Here is a 17,856-nt window from a genome sequence, read left to right as displayed (position 1 = left end):
TATGGCGACGGGCAAGCGACGGAGGGACTGATGGCCGGACCGGGCGCAGGGGAGACCAGAGGCTTCGACACCGCCGAGGCGGTGGTCGCCGAGCTGGACCGGCTCTATCGCGGCGAGATCGACCGGTTGCAGGCGGCGTTCCACGAGTTCGAGGCGGGCACCATGGCGGGACGGGTGCGCGCGACCTATCCGATGGTCCGGCTGACGGTGACCGACGACGACAGCGGCCCGCTGTCGACCGGCGCCTTCGGCTTCGCCGACGAGGCCGGCGTGTATGAGGGCACCTTCACCCGCATCGACCTGTTTGCCGCCCACCTGACCAAACAGTTCGGCGCCATCCTGGAGAACCACCGCCGGCCGTTGGAGGTCGGGCTGTCCGAGTTGCCGATCCCGCTCCCCTTCGCCTTTCCAGACGGTATGAAGGTGGGCGACGGTTTCGACGGGGCGGCGATGACCCGGTTGAAGCGGCATTTCGACATGCCGTCCCTGCGGGTCATGGACGACTGCATCGTCAACGGCGAGGTCGACCACACCCCCAGCGACGCCCTGCCGCTGGCGCTGTTCACCGCCCCGCGGGTCGACTACTCGCTGCACCGTCTGCGCCACTATTGCGGCACCTCGGCGGAGTATTTCCAGAACTACGTCCTGTTCACCAACTACCAGGTCTATATCGACGGCTTCATCCAGCGGGCGGAGCAGTTGGTCCAGCAGAAGGGCAGCGGCTACACGGCCTTCGTCGAGCCGGGCGAACGGGTGCTGCGGCCGGACGGCACCGCGGTCGGCGTGCCGGCCTCCCGCACGCCGCAGATGCCGGCCTATCACCTCGTGCGTGACGGGCATCAGGGCATCACCATGGTCAATATCGGCGTCGGTCCCTCGAATGCGAAGACCATCACCGACCATGTGGCCGTGCTGCGGCCCAATGCCTGGCTGATGCTGGGCCACTGCGCTGGATTGAGAAATATGCAGCGGCTGGGTGACTACGTGCTGGCCCATGCCTATCACCGCGACGATCACGTGCTCGACGCCGACCTGCCGGTCTGGGTGCCGATCCCGGCCCTGGCCGAGGTCCAGCTTGCCCTTGAGCAGGCGGTGGCCGACGTCACCGGGCTCGATACGGTGGGAGTGAAGCGGATCATGCGCACCGGCACGGTCGCCTCCACCGACAACCGGAACTGGGAACTGCGCGACCAGCGCGAGCCGGACCGGGCGCTGAGCCTGTCGCGGGCGATCGCCCTGGACATGGAGAGTGCCACGGTGGCGGCGAACGGCTTCCGCATGCGCGTGCCGTACGGGACGCTGCTCTGTGTGTCGGACAAGCCGCTGCATGGCGAGCTGAAGCTGCCGGGGATGGCCGACGACTTCTACCGCCGCCAGGTCGCCCAGCACCTGGATATCGGCTTCCGCGCCATGGAGATCCTGCGCGGGTTGCCGCCGGAGAAGCTGCATTCCCGCAAGCTGCGGAGCTTCAACGAGGTGCCCCTGCAGTAGGGTGCGTCGGTTATCCGAATTTGGAAAGAGGGCGGGGCGGTGGTGTTTCCCTGTACCTCCGCCCTCTTTTCACTCCCCGGATTTATTCCGGGGCGAGGCATCCGCTCGCTTCCCTGTCCAATGGGCATGCACGGCACCAGCCTTGCCCCGGAATAAATCCGGGGAGTGTCTGAGGTTTTGGGATTTGGCTTTCGCCGTCCGCGTTGCCGATGCCCGACGTCGTCGTCCTGACGCACGTCAGGACCATGCTTCTGGCGTCAATGCACCGCGGATCCTGATTGCCATCAGGATGACGGGGAAGTGGGTAACGAGGCAGGGCGCCGCCCTCAGGACATCATCCAGCCGCCGGCCACGTCGAGCACCTGGCCGGTCACGAAATGCCCGGCCTCGGACGTCAGGTACAGCGCCGCCGAGGCCACGTCCTCCGGCTGGCCGAGCCGGCGCATTGGCGTGTCCAGGCGGGCCGCCTCGTTCACCGCCGGATCGACGCCGCGCATCAGCGGCGTCTCGATCCTCCCGGGGGCCAACGCGTTGACGTTGATGTTGGACGGACCGAGCTCGCCGGCGAGCTGCTTGGTCATGCCGATCAGGCCCGCCTTGCTCGCCGGGTAATGCACGCCGACGAAGGTCAGATGCCGCTTGGCCGAGACCGAGGACTGGTTGACGATCGATCCCCAGCCGCGCGCCGCCATGCCCGGCCCGAAGGCCCGGACCCCGTGGAACGCGCCGGTCAGGTTCACCGCCAGCACATGGGCCCATTCGGCCGGGTCCATCTCCAGGGTCGGGGCCGGCTTGCCGGCGTGCTTGGGCGAGATGCCGGCATTGTTGATCAGGATGTCGGCCACGCCGAGCCCGGCCTCCACCTCCCGGGCGGCGGCGGCCACGTCCTCCCAGCGGGCGACGTCGCAGGTGACGGCCATGGCCTTGTGCCCGGCGCCGGCGAGGGCACCCGCCGTCTCTTCCGCAGCGTTGCCGTTGGCGTCGAGCACGGCGACCAGTGCGCCGGCGGCGGCCAGGGCCTCGGCGATCGCCCGGCCGATGCCGGAGCCGGCGCCGGTGACGACGGCCACCCGGCCGGCATGGGTCTGTGGCGTGTCGCTCATGCGGTGACCCTCACTGCTCTTCCGGCGCGTCGAGGTCGCGGATCGCCGCGCGGACACCGTCCGGGATCGCCACCTTCTCGCCGGTGGCGTTGATCATCAGCACCAGCAGCGCCTCGCAGGTGCAGGCACAGCCGTCCTTGCCCCAGGCGGCATACTCCATGACGAAGGAGGTGCGGCGCATCGACTTCACCCGGGCGGTGACGAAGACCGGGTCGTGATAGGCCATCGGCTTCAGGTAGCGGGTGGTGAGGCTCATCATCACCGGTCCCGGCCTGTCGACCGCGTGGCGCGGGATGCCGACGCTCTCCAGATACAGGTTCCGGGCCGCCTCGAACCACAGCAGGAAGGCCGTGTGATTGGCATGGGCGAAGGCGTCCACGTCGGACCATGCCACCAGCCGGGCCATGCCCGACCGCCAGTCGTCGGGGATGCCATAGGCCGCGCGTTCGGCGTCGGAGATCGTCAGCCGGCGGCGCACCGCCGCCGGCGAGGTGTCCAGTTGGTCGCTCATCGGTGCATCAGCCGCCGAATTCATCGCTGGCGGCCTGCTTGTGCTTCAGCAGGGCCATGAGGCGCCGGTCGCGCCACACTTGGCGTGTGCCGAGATCGTCGGCGCCGAGCAGCTTGCGCCGCTCGCCCTCCATCCGCTTCACCGTATCCGCGTCCCAGGCCCGCACCTCCGCCTGTTCGGCCTGGAGCCGCTCGTAGAACGGGCCGTAGCGTCCGCAGTAATCGGCGAGACCGCCCGGGGCATTCAGGTCGATGGTCTCGAACGGCCCCATGAAGGACCAGCGCAGGCCGAGCCCGTCCTTCACCGTCTTGTCCAGGTCGTCGGTCGAGATCACCCCGTCGGCTACCAGCTTGAAAGCCTCGGCCAGCAGCGCGCCCTGCAGGCGGTTCAGGACGAAGCCTTCCACCTCCTTGTTCACGGAGACCGGCACCATGCCGACCGAGTCCATCACCTGGCGCGCGCGCTGGATCACGGCGGGGTCGGTCCAGGGGGCCGGGCAGAGCTCGACCAGCGGGACGAGATAGGGCGGGTTCACCGGATGGGCGACCAGGCAGCGCAGCCGGCCAGGGAGATCTTCGGTGTACTTCGAGGCGGCGATCGCCGAGGAGGAGGAGGCGAGGATCGCGTCCGGTTCGGCATAGCGGTCGGCCTCCGCGAACAGGCCCGCCTTGGCCTCCACGGTCTCGGCGATGCATTCCTGCATCCACCGCGCCCCGTCGAGCGCGTCGCCCAGGGTATCGACCGCCGTGACCCGGGAGGCGACCTCTTCGGCGCTGCCGATCAGGCCCTGGGCTTCCAGGTCGTCCAGGTTGGCGCGCAGCAGCGGCAGCGAGGCGGCCAGGGCCTCCGGCGAGCCGTCCCACAGGCGCACGGAATGGCCGGCGCGGGCAAAGACGATGGCCCAGGCCCGACCGATCAGGCCGGCCCCGGCAACCGCGAAGGTCTCGGGCATGACGTTCCCTCAGATGGGTTTCTTGGCGACGTTGGCGGGCAGTCTAGCCGCGGGGCCACCGCACCGGGAAGACGTCAGGTCGGGCGCATGAAAACAAAACGGGCGCCGCAAGGGCGCCCGGATTGATCGGTTTGATCGTTGGCCTGAAGGACTACTCCTTCAGCAGCTCCGGCAGGGCATCCAGCAGGGCCTCGCGGTCCGACTTCGCCACGTAGTCCGCGAAGCCGACCTGGTGGCCGCGCTCGAGATCCTGCTCCGAGGTCCGCGAGGACAGGGCCACGACCGGGGTATCGGCCCAGCTCGTCTCCTTCAGCTTCTCGGCGAAGGTGAAGCCGTCCATGTCCGGCATCTCGATATCGGTGACGATCAGGTCGAAATTCGCACCCTGCTCGCACAGGTCGAGGGCCTTCTGCGCGCTGTCGACCGGCACGACCTTGTAGCCGGAGGTGGCGAGCAGCGGTGTCATCAGGTTGCGGAAGAACGCGCTGTCGTCGACCAGCAGCAGACGGCGCTTGCTGGTGCTCTCCTTGCCCTGGCGCGAGCGGCGGAACCAGTCGCCGAACGCCTCGGTCAGGTAGAAGCCGGCATCGACGATGTCGGTCGCCTTGTCCTTGATGATCGCCGAGCCCATCATGCCGGCGCCGTCCGGGGCGATGGTGACGTTGATCCGGTCCTCGACCACATCGAGGATCTCGTCGACCACCAGACCCATGGACTGCCCGTCGTCGGTGAAGACCAGGGCCGGGCGCTGGCCCTCGCGCTCCAACGGAGCAGCCCCCTTGCAGATCACCAGCGGCATCAGAGAGCCGCGGTACTGCACCAGCGGGCGACCCTCGGAATGCTCCACCGTCTTCAGGTCGAGCATCTCGATGCGGGCGACCAGGGACAGCGGCACGGCCTTCGGGCCGTCATTGCCGGACTTGAACAGCAGCAGGGTCTGCTCTTCCAGCGACATGTCGAACTCGTCGCTCTCGTCGTACTCGGCCTGATCCGGGACGATGACCTCGCCGGTCTCCTGGGCGATGCCGTTGGGATCGAGGATCATGATCACCGAGCCGTCGCCGAGGATGGTGTTGCCCGAGAACACGGTCAGGTCGCGCAGCACGGGGGCCACCGGCTTGACCACGATTTCCTCGGTGTCGAACACCTTGTCGACCAGCAGGCCGAAGGAATAGGTGCCGACCTGCATGACGACCACGAAGGTCTCCGCGGTGGTCTCCTGGCCTTCCTTGCCCTCGTCCAGACGCAGCAGATCGCGCAGGGAAACCAGGGGCAGCAGGCGGTCGCGCAGGCGCATGACCCGCGTGCCCTGCACCGTCTCGATCCGATTCGGGCCGTCGGTCGTGGTCTTCACCAGTTCCAGCACCGAGAGCTGCGGGATGGCGAAACGCTCGCTGGAGGAGGCGACGACAAGGGCCGACACGATGGCCAGGGTGAGCGGGATCTTGATCTTGAAGACCGAGCCCTTGCCGACCTGGCTGGTGAGGTCGACGGTGCCGCCGATCTTCTCGATGTTGGTCTTCACCACGTCCATACCGACGCCGCGGCCGGACACGCTGGTGATCTTCTCCGCGGTGGAGAAGCCTGGCTTGAAGATCAGCTGCAGGATCTGCTGATCCGACATGTTGGCCGCATCGGCCGAGCCGACGACGTTCTTCTCGATCGCCTTGTTGCGGATCTTGTCCGGGTCGATGCCCTTACCGTCATCGGCGATCTCGATGATGATGTGACCGCCCTCGTGATAGGCGTTCAGACGGATATGGCCGGTCTCCGACTTGCCGAAGGCGAGGCGGGTGGCCGGATCCTCCACACCATGGTCGGCGGAGTTGCGCACCATGTGGGTGAGCGGATCCTTGATCATCTCAAGGACCTGCCGGTCGAGCTCGGTGTCCGCACCCTGCATGACCAGCTCGATCTTCTTGTTCAGTTCGTGCGCCAGGTCGCGCACGATCCGCGGCAGCTTCGACCAGGCGTTGCCGATCGGCTGCATGCGCGTCTTCATCACGCCTTCCTGCAGTTCGGAGGTAACCTGGCTCAGGCGCTGCAGCGGCACGCTGAAGCCCTCGATCTCGCGGCCGTTGCTGCGGGCGATCTGCAGGAGCTGGTTGCGGGTCAGGACCAGCTCGGAAACCATGGTCATCAGGTTCTCGAGCAGATCCACGTTCACGCGGATGTTCTGTGAGGCGGCCTTGCTCTCGGCGATCGGCATCGCTTCGGCGGTGGCCGAGGATTCCGGGGCCTTCTCGGCGACGGCGGGGACCGACGGCGGGGCGGCCGGCAGTTCGGGCTCGGGATCGGCGGCGCCCGATGCCTCATCGGGGCCGGGGGCTTCCAGAAAGGCACGCTCCAGCTCGTCCAGCGGAACTTCGCCAGGACGGGTGCCGATCACATCTTCGCTCGCGGCCGGCGCGTCGGGATCGTTGGCCGCCGCCATGTCGTCGGCATCATCGGTGTCGGCAGCTTCGGCAGCGGCGGGCGCGGCAGGGGCGGCCGCGACGGCGTCGGGGGTACGACCCTCGGCGAGTTCGTTGAGCTGAACGATGAGGTCGTCGTCGCTGCCTTCCGGCTCCTGCTCGGTCTGCTCGATATGGGCCAGGATGCTCTTGATCCGGTCGAGCGACGCCAGGATGACGGTCACCGAGGTCGGGGTGACCTCAAGCTCCTTGTCACGATACTTGCCGAGCACGTTCTCGGCCGCGTGGGCCACGGTCTCGAGCCGGGGCAGGCCGATGAAGCCGCAGGTTCCCTTGATCGTGTGCACGATCCGGAAAATGCTGGCGATCAGACCCGCGTCGTTCGGGTTCTGCTCCAGCTTGACGATCTCAACGTCGAGTTCGGCGAGTCCTTCCGCCGTCTCGGTGAGGAATTCGCTCAGCAGCTCATCCATGGTCCCTGACCCCTGTCGTGGTATGCAAACGCACTACCTGTTTGCCACCAGAGTTCAAAGAAAAGGTTAACGCAGCGCCCGTCTCGGACCAAGATTTCCTAAATGCGTTTATCTTTGCGGGAAGGGAGCCTGCGAAAGACTCTTTGGCCGCCGACGGCCTGGACGGCAGCCTGGCGGCGGCGATGCGTGGGGGACGAGAAACGATGGATCCGTCTGGAAAGGCGCTCGCCGACGTGCGGTCACCGCTGCTTCGTCAGATCCACGACTATTGGCTTGAAAAGCGCGGAACCAAGCTGATGCCGGCACGGGCGGACCTCGACCCGCTCGACATTCCGCGGCTGCTGCCGAACATCATCCTGATGGACGTCATGCCGGCCGACAATCGACTGCATGTCCGTCTCGTCGGTACCTTGGTCGTCGAAATGTTCGGTGCGGACTATACCGGCCAGTTCCTGGACGAAATCGACTTCGGCGAGGTGCGCGAAAAGGTCCTCGATGACTACAACGCCGCCGTGACCGCCGCACGGCCTTTGTTCAGCGATCACCGTTTTCGCAAGCTGGGAGGACACCTTTTCGACATCGAGCGGGTGATTCTGCCGCTCTCTTCCGATGGATGCCAGGTGCACATGCTGCTCGCCCTGCTCGACTTCACGCCGCGCGACACACGCCCTAGCGCCCACTCCTGAGATCTTCCTGACGTGGCAATGCGACGGCTCTCGGTCAGGCGAGAGCACGGACGCGGAAGTCATTGCGGCCGGACCGGTCCTCTCCGCGCAGCAGGAACAGCGTGCGCACCGACTGGTCGTAATCGCCGCGCTCCTCGGCGGCCTTGCGGGCGAGGTCCCGGTCGTAGAACGACGATGTGGGCATCAGCCGCAGGGTCATGCCGCGCCGGGGGCGGGGCGACGCGTTCGCCTCCGATCCGTGATACAGGTACACGTCGTGCAGCGAAATCTGGCCCGCCTCCAGCGCGACATCGACGGCCTCGGCCTCGTCGAAGGTGCCGGCGGACAGCTCCTGGCTCAAGGTGGCCGAGGGGTCCTTCTTCAGGTCGTGGGGCGCCAGATCCTTCGACTTGTGCGAGCCGGGGATGAAGCGCATGCAGCCGTTCTCCGGCGTGGCGTCGTCGACGGCGATCCACACCGTGCAGGTGGCCAGCGGCCGGATCGGCCAATAGGCGCCGTCCTGGTGCCAGGGGGTGCGCTTGCCGTTCAAGGCTGGCTTGGCGAAGAAGCTCATGTTCCACAGGGCGATGTCCGGGCCGATGAGCTGGGCGACCATGTCCAGGATCGCCGGGTCGCGCGCGTAATTGAGGAAGCCGCTGTCGAAGGTCAACAGGTCAGGGCAGTTGTCGCGGAACTCGGGATGGCGCTTCAGCAGCCTGTCGTGGTCGTCACGGATCGCCTGCAGCGTTTCCGGCGGTAGCCTGTAGTCAGGAAATACGTAACCTTTTTCGTGATAGTGGGAGACTTCGGCCTCGCTCAACATGGGCGTTCCCTCCAGTGCCGCGGTCTGTCGCGCGGTCGCGTTATGTGCATGGACCTGATGATCTTCCCGCCCGGCCTTTCGAATCAATCCCTCTCCCTTGCCCTCTGCCTGGGTGGCCTCTTGCGCCGTAGCCGTCGGACTTGCGGGCCATGCTGATCCGCGAGCGCGTTCCCTCGGCGGATCCCCGGATCTTCCAGCTATTCGACGCCTGGCTCGCCGCCCGCGACGGCCAGGCGGTGACCCGACGCAGCACGTTCGATCCGCTGCCGATCGGCCCGCTGCTCAGCTTCATGTGGATCTACAGGAAATGTCCGGAGCAGGACGACTACGTCTGCGAGCTGGCGGGCGAGGACGTGAACGACGCCTGGAGGGGCTCGATCAAGGGCCACACCCTGCGCCAGATCGTCGGCGACGAGCATCAGCCGATCCTGGCGGCCCGCTGGGCGACGGTGCTGGGCGAGCCCGCCATTCTCTACAGCTCGATGGAGCGATTCCCGGCACCCCACCTGATCTACCGGGTCGAACGCCTGGTGCTGCCGATGATCTCCGATACCGGCGAGATCGACAGCGTTCTCGGCATCAGTCTGTACGACCAGCGCCGAGAACGCGCGTCGGTCGGCCATGGGGCCTCTGGGACGGTCCCCGATACGGTGGTGAAGATCGCCGTGGCCGACCTGTGACGGTCAGAACGGGTTGGTGACGATACCGCCCTCCACCCGAAGCGCCGCGCCATTGGTCGCGCTGGACGCCTTGGAGCAGACGTAGCAGATCATGTTCGCCACCTCCTCGGGCGTGGCGTAGCGCTGGATCAGCGAGGCCGGCCGCCGCTCGGTGAACATGGTCGAAGTGATCGCCTCCAGGGTGGTGCCCTGGGCCTTGGCCCGGGCGGTCAGCCGCTCGGTCTGCGCCTCCACCCAGGTCGGGCCCGGCAGCACGGAGTTCACGGTGATGTTCGTGCCCTTGGTCGCCTCCGCGGCACCTCGGGCAATGACGAGCTGGGCGCTCTTCGACATGCCGTAATGCACCATCTCCTTAGGGATGTAGATGCCCGACTCGCTGGAGACGAAGACCACGCGGCCCCAGTCCTTGGTGTCGAGCATGTCCTTCAGATAGTGCCGGGTCAGCCGCACCCCGCTCATCACATTGACGTCGAACATCTCCTGCCAGTCGGCATCCTCGATCTCGAAGAACGGCTTCGGGCCGTAGATGCCCATGTTGTTGACGAGGATGTCGGCACTGGGCACGGCCTTGATCAGGGCGGCGCAACCCTCCGCCGTGCCAAGATCGGCGACCTGGCCATGGACGACGGCTCCCGGGGCGGCCTGCAGCACCGCCTCCACCGCCTCGGCGACCGGCCCGTCGCTGCGGCCGTTGATGACGACCTCCGCCCCCATGGCGGCAAGGCCCTTCGCCGTGGCCAGGCCGATCCCGCGGGTGGAGCCGGTGACGAGGGCGGTCTTGCCGGTAAGGTCGAGATCCATGAGGTGCTCCCTGTATCTGGTGTGTCGTGAGTGACGCTTCTGGTTACGGTCGCCCGCAGCCTAGCGCAGTCGGCGGCTGCGTCACCATCCGATGTCCTTTCTCGATCCTATGCAATCTTCCATAGTATTCGCTCGTCCGTGCCAAAGTCTTTGCGACGGAATGTGAGAAGGCACACGTTCGGTTGGCGCTGTGGCAAGCAGAGTCGCCGTAAGGATTTTGATAACGATTTCCACCCATTCTGGACGACGAGTCCCCGACCTTGCGGTTCGGGGCGATGACACCGTGCGCAGGGTAGATATGGCTGTCGGTCCCCTTCACTCCACGTTGCGCCGCCATCCGGCGGCGGACACCCTCGTTGAGGAGTCCGGGCATCTGGTGGTCGGTAAACCCGCGCTGGTTTCGCCGATCGTCGCCCGCGGCTATGCCGTCTGGTCGGCGGCCTGCGAGGAGGGCGCGCTGCCGCTGGCCGATGATCTGAAGGCCGAGGCGCTGGCCGGAATCCTCCCCTACGTCTATCTAGTCGATGTGCTGTCGAAGGCCGGTCCGGGCCCGGAGGAGATCGTCGATTTTCGCTATCGGCTGGTCGGCACCGACGTCGTCTCCCACACCGAGGCGGACAATACCGGTCGCCGGCTCTCCGAGATCGCCGGGCAGGGCAGCCAGGGGACGCTGATCCGGCTCTATGCCCTGGCGAGCGACGCGGCGGTGCCGGCCGTGCAGCGCATCGCCTTTCGCACCCGAAGCGGCTCGCGTCACTGGTACGAGACCATCGTCATGCCGATGGCGATGGAGCGGGGCGGTCCCGTCGCCCGGCTGCTGGGCGTCGCCGAGCATTTCTGCCAGCGGGCCTGACCCGGCTCCCGTTCCGGTCCACGGCGTCGAGATGACACCTCAACGCCACATCTGCCGCTAAATTGCCTCATCTCCGTCCGCGTCCTGAACAGATCGGCGCCTATCTCTGGCATCGACGGCGAAGGCGACGTTGACGCAACGGCCCGACGTCGCCCAGCTCAACAGATCGATGGAGGGTAGACTTGATGACCCGTTCACGTACGCGCGCAGGGCTTCGCGCCGCGCTCCTGGCGACCGCGCTGGTCGCCGCTCCGATGGTGGCCCAACCGATATTCGCCCCGGGCGTGGCTCATGCCCATGGCGAACTGCCGGGCTCCTTCTCCGAACTTGTGAAGAAGGCCAAGCCGGCCGTGGTCACAGTGCTGACCAAGACGTCAAGCGGCACCCCGGAAGTCGGCGGCCAGAAGATCCCGGAGTTGCCGCCGGGACATCCGCTGCGCGACTTCTTCGAGCGGTTCTACGGCGGCCAGCCGCCCATGGGGCAGCAGCAGGCCCCGCGCCAGGCCCAGGGTCTCGGCTCCGGCTTCATCATCGATGCCGGCGGCACGATCGTGACCAACAACCACGTCATCGACGGCGCCGAAGAGATCAAGGTGGTGCTGGATGACGGCACCGAACTCGACGCCACCCTGGTCGGCCGCGATCCGAAGACCGACGTGGCCGTGCTGAAGGTCTCCAGCGACACGCCGCTGCCCACGCTGCCCTGGGGCGACAGCGACGAGCTTGAGGTCGGCGACTGGGTGGTCGCCATCGGCAACCCGTTCGGCCTCGGCGGTACGGTCACCTCCGGCATCGTCTCGGCCCGCGGCCGCGACATCAATGCCGGCCCGTACGACGACTTCATCCAGGTCGATGCCGCCATCAACCGCGGCAATTCCGGCGGTCCGCTGTTCAATACCGACGGCCAGGTCGTCGGCATGAACACCGCGATCTTCTCGCCGACCGGCGGCAATATCGGTCTCGGCTTCTCCGTGCCGGCGAACCAGACCCGCGCGATCGTCGCAGAGATTCTGGAGCACGGCTCGGTGGAGCGCGGCTTCATCGGCGTGCGCATTCAGCCGGTGACACCGGAGATCGCCGAGAGCCTGGGCCTGAACTCCCATGACGGGGCGCTGGTCGCCGATGTCGATCCGTCGGGGCCGGCCGGGCAGGCGGGCCTGAAGTCGGGCGACGTCATCCTGCGGTTCGGCAATACCGCGATCTCGGAGGTCCGCGACCTGACCCGTGCGGTGGCCGACACCGATCCGGGCGAGAGCGCCAACCTGACCGTCTGGCGCGACGGAACCGGCCGCGATCTGGACATCAAGGTCGGCACCTATCCCGAGGCCGATCAGATGGCCGAGGCGACCACCGGTGCGCCGAGCGCCGACGGGCTCGAGGTGCCGCCGCTCGGTGTGACCCTGGGTGACGAGGAGGACGGCGCGGTCGTGCTCTCGGTCGCTCCCGACGGTGCGGACGAGCTGCGTCCGGGCGACGTGATCGCCGCGGTCGGCCAGTCCCAGGTGTCCAACGCCAAGGAAGCCCGTGCCGCCGTGGACGCGGCCAAGTCCGGGCATAAGAAGTCCGTGCTCCTGCTCGTCCGCCGTGACGGCCAGCAGCGCTACGTGGCGGTGCCGTTGCGCGACGCGTAAACTACCGGCACCTTTAGGGCCGCGCACCGAATGTCCCGAGCGGTGCGCGGCCCTTTCACGTCGTGCCGGAGCGTCGCGTCCATGGATATCAGACAGCTCCAGTACCTCGTGGCGCTCGCCCGCGAGCAGCATTTCACCCGGGCCGCCGAGGCCTGCGGCATCACCCAGCCCACCCTGTCCGGCCGCATCCGCCAGCTCGAGCACGAGCTGGGCGTTCCCATCGTCTTGCGCGGCCAGCGCTATATCGGCCTGACCAACGAGGGCCAGCACATCCTGAAATGGGCGCAGCGCATCCTGGAGGATTGCGACAGCCTGCGCGACGACCTCTCCGCGCTTGCCGGCGCGCCGGAGGGCCGGATGGTGTTGGGTGTCATACCGTCGGCCCTCGCCGCCGTGCCGCCGCTGACCGAGCTGCTGCGCCGGCGCTTCCCCAAGCTGACCTTCAGCGTGCGCTCCCAGTCCTCCAAGGAGATCGAGCGGCACCTGGCGGAATTCGCCATCGATGCCGGCATCACCTATCTGGACAGCGAGCCCATCGACATCTCCGCCGCCCAGCCGCTGTACCGCGAGCGCTACCGGCTGGTGGTGCGCGAGGATCATCCGCTCGCCGCCCGCGACAGCGTCGCCTGGGCGGAGGCGGCCGAGCACGCGCTCTGCGCGCTGACCCCGGACATGCAGAACCGGCGCATCATCGACCGCGCCTTCGCCAAGGCCGGCTGTCATCCCCATCCGGAGATCGAGAGCAACTCGGTGATCAACCTCTGCGCCTATGTGCAGACCGCCGGCCTGGTCAGCGTGCTGCCCGAGGCGCTGACCCGGGTGGTCGGCGAGGGGGCGGGGCTGCGGGCGATCCCTCTGGTGGAGCCGGTGGTGGAGCACATGATCGGCGTGGTCGCCCTGGACCGCGCGCCGATGTCGCCGCTGGTCGAGATGCTGCTGGAGGCGGCAAAGGGCTATCCCGACCCGTTGGCGGTGTAGGCGATCCGGAGGGCGCTGCCGGCTTTGTTGTCGCCGCCTTCCGTTTGTCGTATAGCGGGGGCGTTACGGGTCAAAAAACCCTTGTATAAGAAGGGTGTATCGATGGTCACCACGTGCCTGCGCCCGATCGTCTTCAGCATCACCGACGGATCCGGATCCTCGCCGACCCCGCAGGCGGGCGGGTGGGACTGGACCCTGTCCCTGGTCAGCCCAAAGCTGCAGGGGCTGCTGCGGGCCTGGCGCTCGAAATGCCGGGACGACCTGCTGCCGGCGCGCCGGGACTTCGACCCGCTGGAGATGCGGGACTGCCTGGGCTCGCTCTTCGTGGTGCAGGTCGAGCCCGAGATCGACGATTTCCGCTACACCCTGATCGGAACGGAGATCACCGAGCATGTGGGCCGGGACAATACCGGCCGCACGGTCGGCGACGTGTTCGGGCAGAACGGGCTCGATCTCTACCGACAAGTGCGCGACACCCGTCAGCCGGTGCGGGTCTGGGGCGTGGTGGACTGGCTCGGCAAGGAGCACAAGTCCTACGAGGCCCTGGTGCTGCCGCTGGCCGATGATGGCCAGAAGGTTGACCGCTTCATCGGCGCGATGTTCTTCGGCTCCGCCCGCTAACCCCGTCGGGCGTCCGGTCTTGCGCGACGCCGTCCGCGGGCCCACGTTCCAAGGACGCACGGGGGCGTCCGCATCTGCGGGCTGAGAAGCACCCTTCGAACCTGAACCGGATCATGCCGGCGGAGGAAGTTGCGGGTCCGCCGACAGAAGGCGGGCGCCGCTGCGGCCCCGGTGGCGGAAAGGCATCCCATGAAAAGCGCGGGCATGCACCTGAAGACCCTGCGGGACACCGCCCCGCTGGTGCAGAACATCACCAATTTCGTCGCCATGAACGTGGTCGCCAACGCCCAGCTCGCGGTCGGCGCCTCGCCGGCCATGGTGCATGCGATCGAGGAGGCGGCCGAGTTCGCCGGGATCGCCGGCGGCCTGACGGTGAATATCGGCACCGCCGATGCCGGGTGGGAGGCCTCCATGGTCGCCGCCGCCCAGGCCGCCTCGGCGGCGGGCAAGCCCTGGGTGCTGGATCCGGTGGCGGTGGGGGCGACCGGCTTCCGTAACCGGCTGGCGGCTCGGCTCCTCGCCCTTAATCCGACCGTGCTCCGCGGCAACGCCTCGGAGATCCTGGCATTGAGCGGGGAGGTGGCCAGCGGCAAGGGGGTGGATGCCGGCGACCCGGTCGCGGCCGCCGAGGACGCGGCGCGCTATCTGGCTCAGCGCACCGGCGGCGTGGTCGCGGTCAGCGGCGCGGTGGACTTCGTCACCAACGGCGACCGGGCCATGCGGATCGCCGGCGGCAGCCCGCTGATGGGCCGGGTGACGGCCATGGGTTGCGCGCTGACCGGCGTGGTGGGCGCCTTCCTGGTCGGCCAGGACCCGTTCGCGGCGACGGTCGCCGCCCATGCCTGCTTCGGCCGGGCCGGCGAGATCGCCGCCGACAGGGCTGACGGACCCGGGAGTTTCGGTCCCGCCCTGATGGACGCGCTCTCCGAGATGACCCCGGAGCAGCTCGACGCCGAGGCCCGGATCGAGGCGGTCTGAGGTTTGGACCGCTCCGCGCCGGTCCGGTTGGGCCTGCACGGAGGGCGCCCCGTTCGGCTATCCACACCGCGCGACCTAGTCGGTGAGGTGACGGATGGCGATCGAGTGGAGCCAGTCGGCGGATGACGTGGACTGGGAGGAACTGGCCGATCTGGTGCGTGCGGCCCCGCTGGGCGACAAGACGCCGGATTTCCTGCGCACGGTGTTCACCAACAGCCTGTATCGCGAGTTCGCCCGCGAAGACGGCCGTCTGGTCGCCGCCGGCCGGGCGCTGTCGGACGGGGCGGACTGTGCCTATCTGGGCGACATCGTCGTCCTTCCCAGCCACCAGGGCCAGGGCCTCGGCGGCCAGGTCATCCGACGCCTGCTCGACCGGGTGCGCCACCATCGCAAGATCCTGCTCTACGCCGTGCCGGGCAAGGAGCCGATCTACCGCAAATACGGCTTCCGCCGCATGACGACGGCGATGGCGATCTTCGAGGACCAGGACGCGGCCTTCGCGCGGGGGTATCTGACGGAGGCGTGAGGGGGGAACCTACCTCTATATCGTCTTCCCGGCCTTGCGCCGGGACCGCGGGTGACGCTCACCGGAGTGCCGGACACCCACTCCGGTCGTCCCAGCGGCCCGAAGCCTGGATCCCGGGGCAGGACCCGGGAAGACGGATTTGGAGCGCTGCCATGTGCCCATTCCCCCGCACTGCACCATAGAGCGCGTCTATCAACACATTGAATCGTCCGATTTGACCGCAACTTGCGGCTGAGCCCATCGTGTCCGGAACACTGCGCCGTGTCGGTCGACAGTGCTGGTGAATGGGAGACAGGCACGGATGATCGAGGCTGAGACAGCCCCCATGGCGGCTCCGGCCGGAGCGGTGGCCGAGGCGACCGCGATCTGCGCGCGTCATGACAACGATCCGGCGGCCCTGCTGGAGATCCTGCACGACCTGCAGGAGGCGACCGGCTTCGTCCCCGAGGCGACCCTGCCGGCCATCGCCAGCGCCCTCAACCTCTCCCGCGCCGAAGTGTATGGCGTGGTCAGCTTCTACCACGACTACCGCCGCGCCCCGGCCGGCCCCGTATTCGTCAAGCTCTGCCGCGCCGAGGCCTGCCAGTCGATGGGCGCTCTGGCGCTGATCGAGGCGGTCTGCGCCGCCCGCGGCATCACGCTCGGCGGCACCTCCGACGATGGCGTCACCATCGAGCCGGTCTATTGCCTCGGCAATTGCGCGCTGGCCCCGGCCGCCATGGTGAACGGCAGGCTGGTCGGCCGCGTCGACACCGCCCGCCTGGACACCGCCGTGCGGGAGGCCCGCTCATGACTGTCACCGTTTACGTTCCCCGGGATTCCGCCGCCCGCTCCATGGGCGCCGATGCGGTCGCCAAGGCCATCGCCGCGGAGGCCGACAAGCGCGGCGACGCCGTGACCATCGTGCGCAACGGCTCCCGCGGCATGTTCTGGCTGGAGCCGCTGGTGGAGGTAGAGACCGCCGCCGGCCGCGTCGCCTACGGGCCGGTCGCCGCCGAGGACGTTCCTGGCCTGTTCGAGGCCGGGCTGCTGTCGGGCGACGGGCACCACGCCCTGGCGCTGGGTCTCACCGAGGAGATCCCGTTTCTGAAGCATCAGGAGCGGCTGACCTTCGCCCGTGTCGGGGTCATCGATCCGCTGGACCACGCCTCGCTCAGCGCCTGGGGCGGGCTCGACGGGCTGAAGGCGGCGCTGGAGATGGACGGGGCTGCCATCTGCGCCGCCATCACCGAGTCCGGCCTGCGCGGCCGCGGCGGGGCCGGCTTCCCCGCCGGCATCAAGTGGAAGACCGTGCACGATCAGCCGGCCGGCCAGAAATACATCTGCTGTAACGCCGACGAGGGCGACAGCGGGACCTTCGCCGACCGCATGATCATGGAGGGCGACCCGTTCACCCTGATCGAAGGCATGGCCATCGCCGGCCTCGCGGTGGGCGCGGAGGACGGCTACATCTACATCCGCTCCGAATATCCCGACGCCATCGCCACCATGACCGCCGCCGCCGAGCTGATGGAGCAGGCGGGCTGGCTCGGTGCGAATATCGGCGGGAGTGGGAAGACCTTCCGCCTGCATGTCCGCCGCGGTGCCGGCGCCTATATCTGCGGCGAAGAATCCTCGATGCTGGAGAGCCTGGAGGGCAAGCGCGGCACCGTGCGGGCCAAGCCGCCGATCCCGGCGATCCACGGCCTGTTCGGCAAGCCCACCGTGGTGAACAACGTTCTGACCCTCGCCACCGTCCCGGTGATCATGGCCAAGGGCGCGGCCTACTACAAAGAATTCGGCATGGGCCGCTCGCGCGGGACCAAGCCGTTCCAGCTCGCCGGCAACATCAGGCATGGCGGTCTGGTGGAGAAGGCGTTCGGCGTCACCCTGCGCCAGCTTGTGGAGGAGTTCGGCGGCGGCACCGCGTCCGGCCGGCCGTTCCGCGCCGCCCAGGTCGGCGGCCCGCTCGGCGCCTATATCGACGCGGCGATGCTGGACTTGGCAACCGATTACGAGAACTTCGCCGGCAACGACGCCATGCTCGGCCATGGCGGCATCGTGGTGTTCGATGACAGCGTCGACATGGCGGCGATGGCGCGGTTCGCCTTCGAGTTCTGCGAGATCGAGAGCTGCGGCAAGTGCACGCCCTGCCGGATCGGTGCGGTACGGGGCAAGGAGACGGTGGAGAAGATCCAGCGCGGCGAGAACGTCGCCGACAATCTCGAGCTGGTCGCCGATCTCTGCGAGACCATGCGCGACGGCTCGCTCTGCGCCATGGGCGGGCTGACGCCGATGCCGGTGCTCTCCGCGATGCGTCTGTTCCCCGAGGATTTCGACACCCGCCCCCTGATGGCGGCCGAGTAGGAGTGCGAGC

17 protein-coding genes and 1 riboswitch are annotated in these 17,856 nt (G+C 67.9%); of the genes, 11 read left to right on the top strand and 6 right to left on the bottom strand.

Annotated features, from left to right (window positions below; genetic code table 11):
• Positions 1-30 precede the first annotated feature (30 nt).
• Positions 31-1,491, top strand: a complete 1,461-nt coding sequence (locus tag ACOQOP_RS08535; protein WP_420565900.1) for an AMP nucleosidase — start codon at positions 31-33, stop codon at positions 1,489-1,491.
• A gap of 326 nt (positions 1,492-1,817) precedes the next feature.
• Here ACOQOP_RS08535 and ACOQOP_RS08530 read toward each other — a convergent pair whose 3' ends face one another.
• The 4 genes from ACOQOP_RS08530 to ACOQOP_RS08515 all read right to left on the bottom strand — a co-directional run bounded on the left by ACOQOP_RS08530 (position 1,818) and on the right by ACOQOP_RS08515 (position 6,944).
• A complete protein-coding gene (locus tag ACOQOP_RS08530; RefSeq protein ID WP_420565899.1) occupies positions 1,818-2,594 on the bottom strand; it encodes an SDR family oxidoreductase in 777 nt (258 codons plus the stop codon).
• Between the two features lie 10 nt (positions 2,595-2,604).
• Entirely contained in the window at positions 2,605-3,105 is a 501-nt protein-coding gene (locus ACOQOP_RS08525) for an acyl-CoA thioesterase (protein ID WP_420565898.1), read from the bottom strand.
• A gap of 7 nt (positions 3,106-3,112) precedes the next feature.
• The gene (locus ACOQOP_RS08520) at positions 3,113-4,057 is read right to left on the bottom strand and encodes a 3-hydroxyacyl-CoA dehydrogenase (protein WP_420565897.1); all 945 of its coding nucleotides are present in this window, start codon (positions 4,055-4,057) and stop codon (positions 3,113-3,115) included.
• Between the two features lie 151 nt (positions 4,058-4,208).
• Positions 4,209-6,944, bottom strand: coding sequence for a chemotaxis protein CheW (locus tag ACOQOP_RS08515; protein WP_420565896.1), 2,736 nt, complete (start codon positions 6,942-6,944; stop codon positions 4,209-4,211).
• A gap of 143 nt (positions 6,945-7,087) precedes the next feature.
• Here ACOQOP_RS08515 and ACOQOP_RS08510 point away from each other — a divergent pair, with 143 nt between their 5' ends.
• Complete coding sequence (locus ACOQOP_RS08510) at positions 7,088-7,630, top strand: PAS domain-containing protein (protein WP_420565895.1); 543 nt, start codon at positions 7,088-7,090, stop codon at positions 7,628-7,630.
• 34 nt (positions 7,631-7,664) lie between these two features.
• Here the strand turns inward: ACOQOP_RS08510 and ACOQOP_RS08505 are convergent, their stop codons facing one another.
• Positions 7,665-8,432 (bottom strand): phytanoyl-CoA dioxygenase family protein, encoded by a 768-nt coding sequence (locus ACOQOP_RS08505; protein ID WP_420565894.1) that lies wholly within the window; start codon positions 8,430-8,432, stop codon positions 7,665-7,667.
• Between the two features lie 149 nt (positions 8,433-8,581).
• On the opposite strand from ACOQOP_RS08505, the gene ACOQOP_RS08500 reads away from it, so the two are divergent.
• Positions 8,582-9,112, top strand: coding sequence for a PAS domain-containing protein (locus ACOQOP_RS08500; RefSeq protein WP_420565893.1), 531 nt, complete (start codon positions 8,582-8,584; stop codon positions 9,110-9,112).
• A 3-nt stretch (positions 9,113-9,115) separates the two neighbouring features.
• Here ACOQOP_RS08500 and ACOQOP_RS08495 read toward each other — a convergent pair whose 3' ends face one another.
• Positions 9,116-9,913 carry an SDR family NAD(P)-dependent oxidoreductase gene (locus ACOQOP_RS08495; RefSeq protein WP_420565892.1) on the bottom strand — a complete coding sequence of 266 codons (798 nt, stop codon included), beginning with the start codon at positions 9,911-9,913 and terminating at the stop codon, positions 9,116-9,118.
• Between the two features lie 298 nt (positions 9,914-10,211).
• Here ACOQOP_RS08495 and ACOQOP_RS08490 point away from each other — a divergent pair, with 298 nt between their 5' ends.
• From ACOQOP_RS08490 to ACOQOP_RS08455, 8 genes are all read left to right on the top strand, one after another.
• Complete coding sequence (locus ACOQOP_RS08490) at positions 10,212-10,766, top strand: PAS domain-containing protein (RefSeq protein WP_420565891.1); 555 nt, start codon at positions 10,212-10,214, stop codon at positions 10,764-10,766.
• A 185-nt stretch (positions 10,767-10,951) separates the two neighbouring features.
• Positions 10,952-12,397, top strand: coding sequence for a DegQ family serine endoprotease (locus ACOQOP_RS08485; protein ID WP_420565890.1), 1,446 nt, complete (start codon positions 10,952-10,954; stop codon positions 12,395-12,397).
• A gap of 81 nt (positions 12,398-12,478) precedes the next feature.
• Entirely contained in the window at positions 12,479-13,375 is an 897-nt protein-coding gene (locus ACOQOP_RS08480) for a LysR family transcriptional regulator (protein ID WP_420565889.1), read from the top strand.
• Between the two features lie 102 nt (positions 13,376-13,477).
• Positions 13,478-13,996 (top strand): PAS domain-containing protein, encoded by a 519-nt coding sequence (locus tag ACOQOP_RS08475; protein WP_420565888.1) that lies wholly within the window; start codon positions 13,478-13,480, stop codon positions 13,994-13,996.
• Between the two features lie 50 nt (positions 13,997-14,046).
• Positions 14,047-14,142, top strand: a riboswitch (TPP riboswitch).
• Positions 14,143-14,185: 43 nt separating this feature from the next.
• A complete protein-coding gene (gene thiM / locus ACOQOP_RS08470; RefSeq protein WP_420565887.1) occupies positions 14,186-14,974 on the top strand; it encodes a hydroxyethylthiazole kinase in 789 nt (262 codons plus the stop codon).
• 94 nt (positions 14,975-15,068) lie between these two features.
• Positions 15,069-15,500 (top strand): GNAT family N-acetyltransferase, encoded by a 432-nt coding sequence (locus ACOQOP_RS08465; protein WP_420565886.1) that lies wholly within the window; start codon positions 15,069-15,071, stop codon positions 15,498-15,500.
• Between the two features lie 301 nt (positions 15,501-15,801).
• Positions 15,802-16,293 (top strand): NAD(P)H-dependent oxidoreductase subunit E, encoded by a 492-nt coding sequence (locus ACOQOP_RS08460; protein WP_420565885.1) that lies wholly within the window; start codon positions 15,802-15,804, stop codon positions 16,291-16,293.
• Positions 16,290-17,846, top strand: coding sequence for a formate dehydrogenase beta subunit (locus tag ACOQOP_RS08455; protein ID WP_420565884.1), 1,557 nt, complete (start codon positions 16,290-16,292; stop codon positions 17,844-17,846). The genes ACOQOP_RS08460 and ACOQOP_RS08455 overlap by 4 nt, the downstream gene beginning before the upstream one ends.
• Positions 17,847-17,856: the final 10 nt, after the last annotated feature.

The sequence above is a fragment of the Thalassobaculum sp. genome, from assembly GCF_965223715.1.
Classification (GTDB): domain Bacteria; phylum Pseudomonadota; class Alphaproteobacteria; order Thalassobaculales; family Thalassobaculaceae; genus Thalassobaculum.
This window is presented reverse-complemented; position numbering and strand designations above follow the sequence as displayed.

Coding starts and splice junctions, on each gene's coding strand:
- ACOQOP_RS08535 (WP_420565900.1), top strand. CDS start 31: ATGGCCGGACCGGGCGCAGGGGAGACCAGAGGCTTCGACACCGCCGAG.
- ACOQOP_RS08530 (WP_420565899.1), bottom strand. CDS start 2,594: ATGAGCGACACGCCACAGACCCATGCCGGCCGGGTGGCCGTCGTCACC.
- ACOQOP_RS08525 (WP_420565898.1), bottom strand. CDS start 3,105: ATGAGCGACCAACTGGACACCTCGCCGGCGGCGGTGCGCCGCCGGCTG.
- ACOQOP_RS08520 (WP_420565897.1), bottom strand. CDS start 4,057: ATGCCCGAGACCTTCGCGGTTGCCGGGGCCGGCCTGATCGGTCGGGCC.
- ACOQOP_RS08515 (WP_420565896.1), bottom strand. CDS start 6,944: ATGGATGAGCTGCTGAGCGAATTCCTCACCGAGACGGCGGAAGGACTC.
- ACOQOP_RS08505 (WP_420565894.1), bottom strand. CDS start 8,432: ATGTTGAGCGAGGCCGAAGTCTCCCACTATCACGAAAAAGGTTACGTA.
- ACOQOP_RS08500 (WP_420565893.1), top strand. CDS start 8,582: ATGCTGATCCGCGAGCGCGTTCCCTCGGCGGATCCCCGGATCTTCCAG.
- ACOQOP_RS08495 (WP_420565892.1), bottom strand. CDS start 9,913: ATGGATCTCGACCTTACCGGCAAGACCGCCCTCGTCACCGGCTCCACC.
- ACOQOP_RS08490 (WP_420565891.1), top strand. CDS start 10,212: ATGGCTGTCGGTCCCCTTCACTCCACGTTGCGCCGCCATCCGGCGGCG.
- ACOQOP_RS08485 (WP_420565890.1), top strand. CDS start 10,952: ATGACCCGTTCACGTACGCGCGCAGGGCTTCGCGCCGCGCTCCTGGCG.
- ACOQOP_RS08480 (WP_420565889.1), top strand. CDS start 12,479: ATGGATATCAGACAGCTCCAGTACCTCGTGGCGCTCGCCCGCGAGCAG.
- ACOQOP_RS08475 (WP_420565888.1), top strand. CDS start 13,478: ATGGTCACCACGTGCCTGCGCCCGATCGTCTTCAGCATCACCGACGGA.
- thiM (WP_420565887.1), top strand. CDS start 14,186: ATGAAAAGCGCGGGCATGCACCTGAAGACCCTGCGGGACACCGCCCCG.
- ACOQOP_RS08465 (WP_420565886.1), top strand. CDS start 15,069: ATGGCGATCGAGTGGAGCCAGTCGGCGGATGACGTGGACTGGGAGGAA.
- ACOQOP_RS08460 (WP_420565885.1), top strand. CDS start 15,802: ATGATCGAGGCTGAGACAGCCCCCATGGCGGCTCCGGCCGGAGCGGTG.
- ACOQOP_RS08455 (WP_420565884.1), top strand. CDS start 16,290: ATGACTGTCACCGTTTACGTTCCCCGGGATTCCGCCGCCCGCTCCATG.